Annotated in this window: 12 protein-coding genes and 2 pseudogenes; 8 read left to right on the forward strand and 6 right to left on the reverse strand. The window is 69.1% G+C overall.

The features are described from left to right. Nucleotides 1–148: 148 nt before the first annotated feature. From LO772_RS30960 to LO772_RS30975, 5 genes and pseudogenes are all read left to right on the forward strand, one after another. Nucleotides 149–1,318, forward strand: coding sequence for a Gfo/Idh/MocA family protein (locus tag LO772_RS30960; RefSeq protein ID WP_231775332.1), 1,170 nt, complete (start codon nt 149–151; stop codon nt 1,316–1,318). Continuing rightward, entirely contained in the window at nt 1,315–2,487 is a 1,173-nt protein-coding gene (locus LO772_RS30965) for a dihydrodipicolinate synthase family protein (protein ID WP_231775333.1), read from the forward strand. Before LO772_RS30960 ends, LO772_RS30965 begins: the two co-directional genes overlap by 4 nt. A gap of 133 nt (nt 2,488–2,620) precedes the next feature. After that, nucleotides 2,621–2,986 (forward strand): annotated as a pseudogene (locus tag LO772_RS36460) (glycerate kinase); the annotation flags it as partial. Nucleotides 2,987–3,051: 65 nt separating this feature from the next. After that, nucleotides 3,052–3,309 carry an ATP-binding protein gene (locus tag LO772_RS36465; RefSeq protein WP_443089337.1) on the forward strand — a complete coding sequence of 86 codons (258 nt, stop codon included), beginning with the start codon at nt 3,052–3,054 and terminating at the stop codon, nt 3,307–3,309. A 594-nt stretch (nt 3,310–3,903) separates the two neighbouring features. Continuing rightward, nucleotides 3,904–4,643, forward strand: a pseudogene (locus LO772_RS30975) (IS5 family transposase); the annotation flags it as partial. A 46-nt stretch (nt 4,644–4,689) separates the two neighbouring features. Here the strand turns inward: LO772_RS30975 and LO772_RS30980 are convergent. The 5 genes from LO772_RS30980 to LO772_RS31000 all read right to left on the reverse strand — a co-directional run bounded on the left by LO772_RS30980 (nt 4,690) and on the right by LO772_RS31000 (nt 10,126). Continuing rightward, nucleotides 4,690–5,565, reverse strand: coding sequence for an enoyl-CoA hydratase-related protein (locus LO772_RS30980; RefSeq protein ID WP_231775335.1), 876 nt, complete (start codon nt 5,563–5,565; stop codon nt 4,690–4,692). After that, nucleotides 5,562–6,698 (reverse strand): CaiB/BaiF CoA transferase family protein, encoded by a 1,137-nt coding sequence (locus tag LO772_RS30985; RefSeq protein ID WP_231775336.1) that lies wholly within the window; start codon nt 6,696–6,698, stop codon nt 5,562–5,564. The genes LO772_RS30980 and LO772_RS30985 overlap by 4 nt, the downstream gene beginning before the upstream one ends. A gap of 140 nt (nt 6,699–6,838) precedes the next feature. Continuing rightward, a complete protein-coding gene (locus tag LO772_RS30990) occupies nt 6,839–7,870 on the reverse strand; it encodes a TIGR03617 family F420-dependent LLM class oxidoreductase (protein ID WP_231775337.1) in 1,032 nt (343 codons plus the stop codon). 250 nt (nt 7,871–8,120) lie between these two features. Next, entirely contained in the window at nt 8,121–8,825 is a 705-nt protein-coding gene (locus tag LO772_RS30995; protein ID WP_231775338.1) for a hypothetical protein, read from the reverse strand. Beyond that, a complete protein-coding gene (locus LO772_RS31000; RefSeq protein ID WP_231775339.1) occupies nt 8,825–10,126 on the reverse strand; it encodes a phenylacetate--CoA ligase family protein in 1,302 nt (433 codons plus the stop codon). The genes LO772_RS30995 and LO772_RS31000 overlap by 1 nt, the downstream gene beginning before the upstream one ends. A 514-nt stretch (nt 10,127–10,640) precedes the next feature. Here LO772_RS31000 and LO772_RS31005 point away from each other — a divergent pair. The 3 genes from LO772_RS31005 to LO772_RS31015 are packed head-to-tail and all read left to right on the forward strand — an operon-like array spanning nt 10,641 to nt 12,195. Next, on the forward strand, nt 10,641–11,420 hold the full coding sequence (locus tag LO772_RS31005; RefSeq protein ID WP_231775340.1) for an SDR family NAD(P)-dependent oxidoreductase: 780 nt from the start codon (nt 10,641–10,643) through the stop codon (nt 11,418–11,420). Then, nucleotides 11,420–11,593 (forward strand): hypothetical protein, encoded by a 174-nt coding sequence (locus tag LO772_RS31010; protein ID WP_231775341.1) that lies wholly within the window; start codon nt 11,420–11,422, stop codon nt 11,591–11,593. Before LO772_RS31005 ends, LO772_RS31010 begins: the two co-directional genes overlap by 1 nt. Continuing rightward, entirely contained in the window at nt 11,590–12,195 is a 606-nt protein-coding gene (locus LO772_RS31015) for an enoyl-CoA hydratase-related protein (protein ID WP_231775342.1), read from the forward strand. The genes LO772_RS31010 and LO772_RS31015 overlap by 4 nt, the downstream gene beginning before the upstream one ends. A 321-nt stretch (nt 12,196–12,516) precedes the next feature. On the opposite strand, the gene LO772_RS31020 is transcribed toward LO772_RS31015, so the two are convergent. After that, entirely contained in the window at nt 12,517–13,941 is a 1,425-nt protein-coding gene (locus LO772_RS31020; RefSeq protein ID WP_231775343.1) for an alpha/beta hydrolase domain-containing protein, read from the reverse strand. Nucleotides 13,942–14,002: the final 61 nt, after the last annotated feature.

Here is a 14,002-nt window from a genome sequence, read left to right on the forward strand (position 1 = left end):
TAGCGTGCTCTACGGAAAGCGCTTTCCCTCGGGAGCGGCGTTCCGCATTTCGCTCACCGGCGGTCGATGCGCTGGGCCGTTTCGTTCTGCTGCGGCACCGGTTGAGCTGCCGGTGCCCTTTCGCAGTCCGCCCCCAGGAGAGGACCTCATGACCACCCAGACTCTCGGCGTCGTGATGAACGGCGTCACCGGCCGGATGGGCTACCGGCAGCATCTGGTGCGTTCGGTGCTGGCGATCCGCGACCAGGGCGGCGTCGTCCTGCCGGACGGTTCGCGGGTGCACCTCAAGCCCGTTCTGGTGGGTCGTGACGCGGGCAAACTGCGGGCGATGGCCGACATGCACGGCGTCTCCTCCTGGACCACCGACCTGGACACCGCGCTGTCCGACGCGGGCAACAGCATCTACTTCGACGCCCAGGTCACACCCGCCCGCGAGGCGGCGATCCACGCCGCGATCGCCGCCGGCAAACACGTCTACACCGAGAAGCCGACGGCCGAGACCTTCGACGCGGCGCTGGGCCTGGCGCGCGCGGCGCAGACCGCCGGGATCCGGAACGGCGTGGTGCAGGACAAACTGTTCCTCCCGGGCCTGCTGAAGCTGCGGCGCCTGATCGACGGCGGGTTCTTCGGGCGGATCCTGTCGGTGCGCGGCGAGTTCGGCTACTGGGTCTTCGAGGGCAACTGGCAGCCCGCGCAGCGCCCGAGCTGGAACTACCGCACGCAGGACGGCGGCGGCATCGTCGTCGACATGTTCTGCCACTGGTCGTATGTGCTGGAGAACCTGTTCGGCCGCGTGGAAGCCGTCACCGCGAAGGCGGTCACGCACGTCCCGACCCGCTGGGACGAGAGCGGCGAGGAGTACCAGGCCACCGCCGACGATGCGGCGTACGGCATCTTCGAACTCGAAGGCGGGGTCATCGCGCAGATCAACTCCTCGTGGGCGGTGCGCGTCCACCGCGACGAACTGGTGGAGTTCCAGGTCGACGGCACCGAGGGCAGCGCCGTCGCCGGGCTGCGCAACTGCCGCGTCCAGCACCGCTCGGCCACCCCAACCCCGGTGTGGAACCCCGACCTCCCGGTGACCGAGCCCTTCCGCGACCAGTGGCAGGAAGTCCCCGACAACACCGGCGACGCCGGATTCGACAACGGATTCAAGGTTCAGTGGGAGAAGTTCGTCCGGCATGTCGTCGCCGACGAGCTGTTCCCCTACGACTTCTTCGCCGGCGCCCGGGGCGTGCTCCTCGCCGAGAGCGGACTGACCTCCTCAGCTGAAGGCCGCCGCGTCGAACTGCCGAAGACCGAGGCGGCCAAGGCATGAATACGCGCATCCTGCTTCCCGCAGCCGACGGCGCGTTGGAGCCGTACCGGCCGACCGGCCGCTACCTCGGTGCGGCTCCGGGCGGCCCGGCGTTCGCCACCCGCACCGCCTACGCCGCCGCCCACGTTGTCGCCGACCGGTTCGCCGCACACGTCCCCGGACAGCCCGCCCAGGTCGACTGGGACGCCACCCTCGGCTACCGCCGCCACCTGTGGTCCCACGGGTTCGCGGTCGCCGACGCCATGGACACCGCCCAACGCAACATGGGCCTGGACTGGAAGGCCACCGAGGAACTGATCCGCCGCAGCGCCGCCGACGCGGCCACGGTCGGGGAGCCATACCAGTTGCTCGCCTGCGGGGCCGGGACGGACCACCGCGAACCGAGCCTCAGCGTGGTTCAGATCATCGAGGCGTACAGCGAGCAGCTCGCGGTGGTCGAGGACACCGGCGCCAAGGCCGTGCTCATGGCTTCCCGCCAACTCGCCGCCGTGGCGTCCGGCCCGGACGACTACCACCGCGTCTACGGCACCTTGCTCGCCCACGTACGGCGGCCGGTGATCCTCCACTGGCTCGGTGACGTCTTCGCCCCTGCGCTCGCGGGCTATTGGGGCAGCACCGACATCACCCGGGCGACCGAAACCGCTCTGGACATCATCCGTGCCCACTCCGACCACGTCGACGGCATCAAAATCTCCCTCCTCGACCGCGCCCACGAAGTACGTCTGCGCGCCGAACTCCCACCCGGTGTAAGGCTCTACACCGGCGACGACTTCCACTACCCCGAACTGATCCGCGGCGAGGGCGAACACTTCAGCCACGCCCTGCTCGGCATCTTCGACACCATCGCCCCCGTCGCCGCAGGCGCGCTCCGCGCCCTCGACGCCGGCGACCTCGCCACCTACGACGCCCTGCTCGCCCCCACCGTGCCACTGTCCCGGCACCTGTTCAGCGCGCCGACCTACCACTACAAGACCGGCATCGTGTTCCTCGCCTGGCTGGCCGGACTCCAGGACGGCTTCACCATGGTCAACGGCGCACATTCGGCACGCTCCCTTCCCCACCTGACCGAGGCCTACCGCCTCGCCGACGCGGCGGGGCTTCTGCCCGACCCCGACCTGGCGCTGGCGCGGATGCGGGCACTGCTGACCGTGGCCGGCGTGCACGGATGAGGACGCCGAATGGGGCTGCCGAACCCGCACCAGGGCATCCCAGCCGCTCCGTCGCGGTTCGCAGCCGCGCGTCCCGCCCTCCCACGGCGCCAACAGGTCTGACAACCCCCACTCCAGAACGGAACTCTGCGCCATGCGCGTGTTGTTCGCCCCGGACGCCTTCAAGGGGACAATTGACGCCGCCGACGCGGCGCAGGCCCTGGCCGACGGTTGGCTCGATGTCCGGCCCGGCGACGAGACAGTCATCCTGCCGCTTGCCGACGGGGGCGAAGGCACCCTCGACGCGGTCGCGCGTGGCGTTCCCGACGCTGTCCGCAGACCGATCGCCGGTGTCTCGGAACCGGACGGCCGTGCCGTCGACAGCTCATGGCTGCTCCTGCCCGACGGGACGGCCTTGGTCGAACTCGCCTCCGTCAGCGGGCTGCCGCTGCTCGACGCCCCGGACCCGCTCGGCGCCCACACCGCTGGACTCGGCACGGTCATCGCCGACGCCCTCCACACCGGAGCCACCGCGGCCAGGCAGCTGTCGTCGGTGATCGCCCGCTACAGCAAGGTCGACCTTCTGTGCCTGGACGAGTTCGGCTACGCGAACCCGGACAAGAAGGGCTCCAAACTGCTGTTCCGGATCTTCACCGAACGCGAGGAAGCAAAGCCACCGCCGTCGCCACCAACTCCCCGTTCGCCGAATGGGACAAGACCTTCGGCGACCGTCGGCTCTGCGCGGCCATCGCCGACCGCCTCACCTTCCGCGCCACCCTGATCCAGACCGGCGCCGAGTCCTACCGACTCCAGGCCACCTGCGACGAACGCGAAAACCGCTGACAGCAGGCACCCATATGAACCCGGAAGCGAAACATACCAAGCAGGGATAAGACCCCTATTGTCGGAGGGTTTAGCGGAGCCCGGGTGCTTGCGCGATATGGCTGGCTAGAGCACCCATACGAGCACCATCCCGTAAGCCAAACTGGAGGCACCCCACCGAGGAGCGATGATGACCCCGGCGACACCGACGTCGTTTCGTGCCCGTCTGATACGACAGCCCTTGCTCGGAGCGTTGGTCTACCTCGCGCCGGTCTTTTTGTGCATGCCGTGCGTGTGGTCGGGCTACGACCCCGTGACGTCCGAGGGAGACACCTCAGTCTTCGACTCCTTCTTCGTTTTGGCGTTTTTTGTATGCCTCTTCGTGACCTTGCCGACCAACTTGATCATCTATGGGCTGTTGCACGCGTGCCACGTCAAGTTGACCAGAAACGCAGACATCATCCCCGTGGCAGCACTGATCAACTGGGTGGTGTTCTACCTCCCCCGGTGGTGGCCAAAGTTGGCAACAGCGCTCTGCCGGACGTCCCGTCGACGTAGCTAGGAGCTGTACGAAGGATCTTGTGACTGTCAGTTCGTCGGCTCGTTGTCCTGGGTATGGGGCGTGGGGATCTGACGGATCGTGAGTGGCGGTTGCTGAAGCCGTTGTTGCCGGTTGGCACCGGCCGCGGGGGTCGGTGGGCGGACCACCGGCGGGTGATCGGCGGGGTGTTCTTCCGGGATCGAACCGGGGTGGTGTGGCGCGATCTGCCTGAGCGATTCGGACCGTGGAGCACCGTGTACGAGCGCCACCGCCGCTGGTCGGCCGACGGCACCTGGGAACGGATCCTGACCGCGCTGCCACGCGCGGCCGACGCCCCGAAGGCGGACCCGGCCGCGCCGGAGACAGCGGTGGCCGCGATCGCGTGGGGCGTGGCGGTCGACTCCACGATCGTGCGCGCCCACCAGCACGCCGCCGACGCCCGCAAGAGCCGGCCCCGGCGGCCGCACGGCGAAAAAGGGGCGTCGTCGGCGACGTGCCCGGCGAGGCGCTCGGCCGGTCCCGCGGCGGGCTGACCACCAGGCTCCACCTCGCCGCCGAGGGTCTTGCCCGTCCACTCGCCCGGTCCTGACCGGCGGCCGGGAAGGCGACGCACCGCAGTTCCCGCACGTCATGGCCCGCATCGCGGTGCCGCGCCGAGGGCCCGGCCACCCGGCCCGACACGGTGACCGCGGACGCCGCCTACTCCTCCCGCGCGATCCGCAACCACCTGCGACAGCGCGGCATCCGCCACACCATCCCCGAACCGGCCGACCAGCACGGCCACCGCCTGGCGAAGGGCTCGTCCGGCGGGCGCCAGCATCCGCTACCGGGCGGCCGGTTCCCACGAACCCCCGCGCTGGTTATGACCGGCCCTTCAGCTTCTCCCGTACGGCATGCCGCTGGTTGTCGCTGCCGACGTTGCGCTCCATCGCCGACCGTTCGGCGCGGAAGCCCTCCCTCATGCCGCCTTCGAGGCTGTGGTTGAGCAGCCGCTTGGCGTCCCGTACCGCGTCGGGGTTGCGGGCGGCGATCGACGCCGCGAGTGCCAGGGCCTCGTCGCGCGGGGCGTCGCACACCCGGGTGGCGAGTCCGAGGCGCACTGCCTCTTCGCCGGTCACCCGGCGGGCACTGAAGGTGAGGTCCTTGGCGACGTCGAGGCCGACCAGGCGGGGCAGAACCTGCGTCCCCGTCATGTCCTGGGTCAGGCCCCATTCGAGTTCCAGCACCCCCAGCCGGGCGTCGGGGGCGACCAGCCGGATGTCCGCGCCGAGTGCCAATTGGAGCCCGCCGCCGAGGGCGTGGCCTTGGATCGCCGCGATGACGGGCACGTCCAGCACCTGCCAGACCCACACGGCTTTCTGCCCGCGCCCGAGGACCAGGCCAGGTACGCCGAAGTCGCCGTCGCCCGTGTCCGGTGCGTCGTCGTCGGCGGGTTGCTGGCTCTCTTCTCGCCGCGCCACCTCGTGCGGACGCCACGGGCGCCCGTCCGCCTGCGCTTGGAACGCCGATACGTCCAGGCCCGCGCAGAAGGAGCGCCCGGTTCCGGAGAGGACGACCGCGCGGACGCCGGGGTCGTCGCGGAGGCGTTCACCCGTGGCGATGAGTTCCGCGAACATTCCGTCGTCGAGTGCGTTCAGGCGTTCGGGGCGATTGAGCCGGACATCGGCGACGCCGTCGACCACATCGCACAGCACGTGCGCCGCCGGCGTCGGCGTGCATTCCCCAGGGTTGTTCATCCCACGACCCCTTCAGAGCGGAGCGTGCTGATCTCCTGGCCGCTGAACCCCGCCGCATCGAGTACGGCGTCGGTGTCCGCGCCCGGCCGCCGCGGAGGAAGGGTCACGTTGCCGGGAGTTCGGTCGAACCGGGGGGCGGGGGCCGGCTGAACGGCTCCCGCGTGTTCGATGAACGTCTTCCGCGCTTTGCTGTGCGGGTGGTCCACTGCCTCGGTCAGCGACAACACGGGTGCGACGCAGGCGTCGGTGCCGTCGAAATGCCGCTCCCAATCGTCCCGGGTCCGGCCGCGGAAGATGTCGGCGAAGAGCTTCTTCATCTCCGGCCAGCGGTCGCTGTCGTTTTGGTGCGGCAGCCGTGCACGGTCCAGGCCGAGCCCTTCGAGCAGCGCCGCGTAGAACGGGGGTTCGACCGCCGCGACGGCCACGTGCCCGCCATCGGCGGTGTCGTACACGTTGTAGTAGTGCGAACCGCCGTCCGAGAAGTTGCTGCCCGGGGCGTCCGTCCAGCGGCCCTCGGCCATCATGCTGCGCAGCATGACGGTGAACGCGGTGACCCCGTCGATCATGGCGGCGTCGACGACTTGCCCTCGTCCCGAGCCGCGCGCCTCCAGGACACCGCTGACGACGCCGAACGCGAGCATCAGTCCGCCGCCGCCCAGGTCCGCCACCATGCCCGCGGGGGGTGTGACCGGTGTGGTTCCCGGTCGGGCGAAGTTGCTCAGTGTGCCGGACAGGGCCAGGTAGGTGAGATCGTGGCCGGCGGTGTGGGCGAGGGGGCCGCTCTGTCCCCAGCCGGTCATGCGGCCGAACACCAGCCGGGGATTGCGCTCAAGGCATGTGTCCGGGCCCAGACCCAGCCGCTCCATGGTGCCCGGCCGGAAGCCCTCGAGGAGCGCGTCGCAATTCTCGGCCAAGCGCAGGATGACCTCGCGCCCGCGGGGATTCTTGATGTCCACCGCGACCGAACGCCTGCCGCGGTTCATGATGTAGCCGGATCCCCGGGTCGCACCGGCCCTGTCCGCGCGGTCGACCCGGATGACCTCCGCGCCCAGGTCGGACAGCATCATGGCCGCGAAGGGCACCGGGCCCAGCCCCGCCAACTCCAGTACGCGCACGCCTGCCAGTGGACCCATGTCGTCCCTCACCCAAGTCGTGGTACTCGGTGGTTTATCCGTGACCGCATGACCGTGGTGCGCCGGCGTCCCTTTCGGGCCGTCGGCGCACCGGTTTCCGCGGGTTCTGCTTTCTGCTCAGTCGTCGTCGCGGCCGGGCGTCAAGCCCTGCCGCCGTTTCCGAGTTCGTGGACGACGTCGTCCCAGACGCGGGTGTCGATGTCGTAGGCGGTGTAGAAGGAGACGCGGTCGACGAGTCCGTCGAAGCGGTCGCGGATGCTCGCGGCCATGTGCTGTGGTTCGGCGACGACGGCGAACGCGTTGAGTACCTGGTCGTCGACGAGGTTGCCCATGGCCTGCCATTTGTCGTCGCGGGAGGATTTCGACAGGGTGTTGAGTTCGTCGCCGAGTTCTCCCCAGCCGTGGAGTTCCAGCACGGGGCGGTAGGAGGGGGTGCTGCCGTAGAACGCGATCTGGCGTTTGGTGCCGTCGACGGCCCGGGCCATCTCCTCCTCGTTGCGCCCGGTGGTCACCAGGGGCATGTGGCTGAGGATGAAGTCCTCGCGTTTGCGGTCGGAGGTGTGCAGGCCGCGCTCCAGGATGGGCAGGGTGACCTCGCGCATGTAGCGTTCGGTGGTGAAGGCGTGGGCGAGCAGGCCGTCGGCGACCTCGCCGGCGGCCTCGGTCATGGCTTCGCCGACGGCGGCGATCAGGACCTTGGGGGCGCCGCCGGGTGCGGGGGGTGGGGAGAAGAACGGTGCCATGAGGGTGTGGGTGTAGAAGTCGCCGCGGAAGTCGAGCTTGGTGTCGTCGTTCCAGGCGGACCAGATCGCGCGGAGCGCGGAGACGTATTCGCGCATGCGGGCGGCGGGGCGGCTCCAGGGCATCGAGAAGCGGCGTTCGATGTGCGGTTTGACCTGGCTGCCCAGCCCGAGCATGAACCGGCCGCCCGAGTAGGTCTGGAGGTCGTGCGCGGTGTACGCGAGCTGCATGGGGGAGCGGGCGAACGCCACCGCGATGGCGGTGCCGACCTCCAGCGTCTCGGTGTGCTCCGCCGCGAGGAGCAGCGGCAGGAAGGGGTCGTGCTTCGATTCGGAGGACCACAGGCCGTCGTATCCCGCGGTTTCGTGGTGTTGCGCCGCGCTGATCACCGAGGGGGTGCCCGAGACGCTGAGCTTGCCGTCGACCTTCATCCGCTCCTCCAGTCCGCGCGAGGCGGTGTACACCCTGGGCCGCGCGATCGCCGTCTGATACAGAAGAATAAGATAACTAATTTAATCATAGCGAAATGCCGGACTGGCCGAGGGCAGTGGGCGGGCCGTGATCGCCGGTGAGATGGTGTGGCAGGCGGCACGCCTGTGCCCCCGGACCAGCTTGAGTTTCGGGGGCACAGGCGTTCGGGGCGCCCGCAGGGGCGCCTGCCGTCGAGTCCTTGCCGGGCGGTCAGCCGAAGAGCACGCGCGGATCAGTGCTCCCGCACGGACAGGCGCCGGACAGCACTCGGCCCTGGTCCTCCAGCTCCACCTCGCCCCAACCGGAGGCGGCTCTGGCAGCCGCGGGCGCGACGACCAGCCGGTGGTCCCGCACCGAGACCTGCCACTCTTCCGCGTTGACGTGGGCGCCGTGACGCTGGAGGCACTCGACGGCGAGCGCCGGGCCCAGCGGGGCCAGCACACCCGCCGGAACTCCCGCCGCGCGCAGGGTACGCGCGGCCTGCGGACGGGCCCAGACAACGGGGGTGTCCTGGAACATCTCGCTTGGCATGCGGTGATCGCCGAGTCTCTCCACCGTTCCCGAGCTGAGCCCCAGAACGGCGTACAGGTCCAGCTCGCGGTGGAAGACCATGGTGCGGGCGTGGTCCCACCCCATCGCGTCCGCTGTTCCGTAGACCACTCCCAGGGCACGCAGAGCCTCGATGACGGGCCGGATCCATGCTCCCTCGAAGCCGGAGAAGGTCAGGAGCGCCCGTTGTCCCCGCTCCAGTCCCAGGCCGCGTAGTTGGCGTTCCGTCCATGCCGCGTCCCGAGCCAGGTCCTCCCAGGTGACCTCGATGTCGACCGTGCCGGTCGGCGTACGGAAGGGCAGAATGTACGCCGTCGCCGGACGGTCGAGGACCCGGGCGCGGGCCAGGGACTGTGCGCGGGCCATCAGGCCTTCACCACCCTCGGGAATTTCGCCACACTGCGCACGGTCGCCATGAGCTCGTCCTCGGTGTGCAGCTCCAGTTCGGGATCCGCTCCCGTCTGCTTCCTGATCTCCTCGCGCAGTCGTACGGCGAGGTCCGACGTGTCCTCGGTGACCGAAGGGTCGTAGCCGACGCGGACGTGCAGCCGCTCCACCTCGCGCTGGGCACGGACGATCTGGAAGACGCCGGCGACGGTCTCGGGTTGGGCCTCCACCGCCTGCCACACGTCGCGCAACGCAACGGTGCGTCCGTCCACGAGGGTTTCGTCGCCGCGTCGTCCGGACACCCACATGCGGCTGTGCGTGCGTCCGCAGCCGCATGTCTCACGGCTGAGGCGGGCCAGATCCTCGCTGCGGTAGCGGATCAGTGGTGCCGCCGAGTTGTCCAGGTCGGTGGCGACCAGCTCCCCCAGGTCGCCATCCGGCACGGCCTCCAGCGTCGCCGGGTTGACACACTCGGCGAAGACGGTGTCCTCCCACAGGTGGAAGCCGTTGTGCTCACCGCACTCCCAGGCTGTCCCGGTGTCGGCCGCGCTGGTGTACTCGAAGAGTTCGATGCCCCACTCATCCCGCACTTGGGCACGCATACGTGGGCTGATCGGCTGGCCCGCGCACGATGCCCCTTTGAGCGAGGAGAACACCTCCTTCAGGTCGTGCTCGTGCGCCAAGCGCTCCAACTCGACGAGTTGCGGATACATGAGCTGGATATAGGCGGGACGGTGGCGGCGCACGAGTTCGAGGGTCTCGGCCATGCGCCCGAACCAGGTGTCGGCCGACACCACCACGGCCCCCAGCGCCTGGTAGCCGTAGTCCATCAGGTTGCGGAAGGTACCGGACGGACTCAGCACACGGTCTCCCGGTCGTACGCCCACCTCCCACAGGTCGCGCAGTGAGGCGGAGACCAGGGGAGGGCCGTCGCCCCAGATCTCGGCGAAGAACTCCGGGTCGCCGGTGGTGCCGGAACTGGACGTCACCGAGCTGAGCCGACCCGGCGGTACGCACAGCAGGCCGGCAAACGGGTCCCCCTTCTTCGTCCGGTAGGCGCGGAGCATGTCCTTGTCGATGAAGGGGATCCGCTCCCGGAAATCCTCCAGGGAGCGGATGTCGCGGGGGTGCACCCCATGGGCGTCCCACAGCTCACGGTAGAAGGCGGAGTTCGTGTAGGCGTAGGGGACCAGTTCGAGTACCCGCTGCTCCTGCCGTTCCTCCAACCGCGGTCGCGGCATCGTCTCCACGTCGGGTTCGAAGTATCTGTCACGGATCAAGGGGTCCACTCCTTGTCGTGCGGCTGGAAAGGCTTCGGCCACGGGGATGGAATGCGAGCGCGTGAGAGAGCTGACGCGTGACCCGTGTTCCGGGCGTGCACGTGACCTGACGCAGGCGGGCGTCGAGCGGCTGAGCTTCCGGGAATCTTCCCTACCGATCGCTCAATGAGTCAACGAATTGCGCTGATTATCTTTCCTGGGTCCTCGTCCGACGCGGACTCCGCGCTGTCGTGGAGGACTTCATCCGGTTTGTCGCGTGCTGTGTGGTGGCCCCTGGGGCTGTGCGTGCGAGACGCAGCCGAGGCATTCGTCCTTGGCTGGATCCGCACGCTTGCCCGCCGCCGGTCCAAGAATTAGGTTATATATTTAACTGACTTCTATGAGATTGGTCTATCGGCCTGCCGGGACTTGTTCTGCCTGAAGGTTGTCGGGGCTGGGATGGCGGCGGCGGAACGTCGGCTCCCGCGTCGCGTTTTTCGAGGTGGCGCAGCCCGCGCCAGGAGAGAGGTGGGTCGTGAAATCGAAGCATCCCTTCGACCTCACCGGCCATGTTGCCTTGGTGACCGGAGGCAACTCGGGCGTCGGACTGGGTATGGCCGAGGGGTTGGCCCGTGCAGGTGCCGACGTCTGCATCTGGGGGCGCAACCCGAAGAAGAACGAGGACGCGGTCAAGCGCTTGACGGCCCACGGAGGCCGCGTCGCGAGCTTTGAGGTGGACATCAGCGACGAGGAGGCCGTCGTCGCGGGGTTTGCCCGAATCCTCGGCGAGTTCGGCCGACTCGACTCCTGCCTCGCCAATGCGGCTCTGGCCAACTCGATGACCAACCCCGCCTACCTGGACTCCACGCTGGAGCAGTGGCGCAGCCTCATGCGGGTCGACCTCGACGGCGCCTATCTCACCACGCGGGAGGCCGCCCGGATCATGGTTCGGCAGGGCGACGGCGGCAGCATCGTGCTCACCTCCAGCATCGCCGCCTTGTTCGGCTCGCCACGGGAGCAGGCGTACGCCGCGGCCAAGGCAGGGCTCCTGGCCCTGGCCCGTTCGCTGGCGGTGGAGTTCGGTCGGCACCGGATCCGGGCCAATGCGGTCCTCCCGGGATGGACGCGCTCGCCGGTCTTCGACGCGTGGTTGGAGAACCCGGCCGTCGAGGAGAAGGTGATGGCCCGGATTCCGCTGCGCCGCTGGGGCACGCCCGAGGACTGGGCCGGGGTCGCGGTGTATCTGGCGGGCGACGCCTCTTCCTTCCATACAGGCGACTGCCTGCGCATCGACGGCGGATACGGAGTCTTCTGATGAGCGCACACGCTGAATCCGGTGCCACGCTCGTCACCGACCTGAGCGACGGCGTACTGACCCTGACCCTGCAACGGCCCGAGGCGCGCAACGCGCTTTCGCCCCGGCTGGTGACCGCGCTTGACGAGGCGGGGACCGGTTCGAGCAGGACGACACGGTTCGGGCGGGCGTGATCACCGGAGCCGGACCCGCATTCTGCGCCGGCCTGGATCTGAAGGTCTTCGCCGCGGCCGGCGCCGACCGGGAAACCGTTCGCGTCCTTCTCCACCGTTTCGGACAGTTGGGCAAGCCGCTCGTCGGGGCGGTGAACGGCCCGGCCGTCGCAGGCGGCTTGGAGCTGGCCCTGTGCTGCGACTTCCTGATCGGCGCCCCACGGGCGATGTTCGCGGACACACACGTAGGGATCGGCGCCTTTCCCGGGGGTGGCATGACGGCACGACTGGGCCGTGCGGTCGGCGTCCGGAACGCCAAGGCGATCAGCCTGGCCGGAGTGCGACTCGACGCCGAGGCCGCCCTGCGCACGGGGCTGCTCACCGAGATCGTCGAACCGGACCGGTTGGTGGCTCGGGCCCGAGAGCTGGCGGGCCGCATGGCTGCCGCCAACCCGGAGCTGGTGACCGTTGTGCGGCGCCTTCACGACCGCAGCCAGGACAAACCGTTGGCGGACGCGGTCGCCGAAGAGTCGGACGAGCTGCGCCGCTGGCGGGCAGCACATCAACTCGGATGGAACGTACCGCAAGGCGGCTCAGGCGTGGCACGGGAGGAGCAGGCATGACCCGCCCGGTCCGTAACCGAGACACCTCCGGTGCGCCTGTCTTGGCCCTCGTGACCGGGGCAACCGGCTTGCAGGATGGCGCAGTTGCCCGCGCCCTGCGAGCCGCGGTCTTCTCGGTCCTGCCGGCTCCGTCGTTCCGCGACGCCGACTCCGAGAGGCGGTAGCGGGCCAACCTGATCCGAGTGGCGCAGGAAGCCGGTGTGCGGATCAGGGCACTCATCGGCCATTGGTTTGGCCACGAGCATGGCGCCGTCCGCTGCCTCGCCGATGCCGCGGCGGACTCTGGATCGCGATGAGCGCATTCTCTGGAATACGTTGCCTCTACTGAGAGGCTCGGGGGTAGGACGCTTCGGCCAGAGCCAGGATCTCCGCCCGATCCGCGTCGAGGATGAATCCGTTGCTGATCGTCTCATCGAGCGCCTTGGCGAACGCCTGCATGTAATCGTTGGAGCCGCCTGGATAGAGGGCTTCGACGTCTGCCTGCCCGAACGGGGCGCTCGTGCCGAACACTTTGGCCAGACGGGCACTTGCCCGGTTCATGCCGGACAACCGCGCGGTCGGAACATCCATCCAGGGCGTGCGGATGCCACCGGTGGCGTTTCCGTGCTCGTCCGGCTCGAAGCCGGTACGGTCCGCCGACAGGTTCATCCGTGGCGTGACTGGCGGGGGCGCCGCATGCGCGACCCATCGGACCAGACTTTCGTACGCGGCATGGGCGACGTAGTGGTGCTGCGGGGCGGCGTTGACAAGCTCGGCGGTTCGGCCTTGCGGCAGTTGTGTGGTCGGACGCAGAAGCTGGGCCAACCGCTCCGGGGGCAGTGTTCCGTCGTCGTGGGGAGCGGCGAACAGGAGGTAGGTGTCGACGTGAGCGGCACCGGCCGGTTCCCAGAGGCGGACATGCTCACTGTCGGGTTGAGCGATCCGGCCGCTGCCGAGGAGCAGCACATCGGTCTCGGTCTGCAGCACCACGACCGGCACGCGTGGGTCATCTCGGATACGCTCGGCCCGCGTGGCGGCCACATCGACGCCGGGTGCCATCCTGCCGTCGAACTCGGCTCCCCAAGCGCTGCGGGAGTGGAGCAAGAACCCGTCGATAACCGGGATGAGAGCGTCGATCGCGTTGACATAGGTCGTCAGGAAGGTCGCCGACTGGGAAAAGCCCGCTGCGATGAGCCGGCGGGTCCGTAGCTCGCCGAGCACACCGGACGCCGCGTCTCGGATGGTGGCGCCGGCTTGGGCGAAGATGTCGTACGCCCAGGCGTCGCCGGGATGCGAGAGACCTGCATAGCGTGCGGGGTCAACCCTCTTCAGGTGCTCACCCACGCCGGCTTCTCCGGCCAGCACACTGCCGCCGTCGATTCCCGCCTTTTGGGCGGAGACGCCCACCCAGGCGTCGCCACGGCGGATCAGGTGCCGGTGCAGGAAAATCCACTCGTGACCCAGGTCCGTTCCTCCGCTGACGTTCAGCCACTCGGCGAGAACGGTCCCGCTGAAGCGCGCCGAGTCGGTGGGGCGGCGCACCACGAGACGCGTGGTGAAGGGAGCCGATGCGCTCCGGCAGGCACTCCACTGTCCGTCGCCACCGCGGCCCCCGATCAACTCGTAGGCGTGGGCGGTGCCGCTGAGGAGGAACTCCTCCTCGATGTACCCCAGATTCCTGAGGTCGTAGGCGAAGTCGAGGGAGCCCAGATTGTTGGGTTCTGTCGGGGACGGTCGCCGTCCCGGCAATGCGGTCGCGGTTGCCATGCCTTGCCCTCCTCGTCGCGCAGGTATGTATTTGCCGGGCCCGCAGGCGAGTTCACCGATC

It is taken from the genome of Yinghuangia sp. ASG 101 (assembly GCF_021165735.1).
Lineage (GTDB): Bacteria > Actinomycetota > Actinomycetes > Streptomycetales > Streptomycetaceae > Yinghuangia.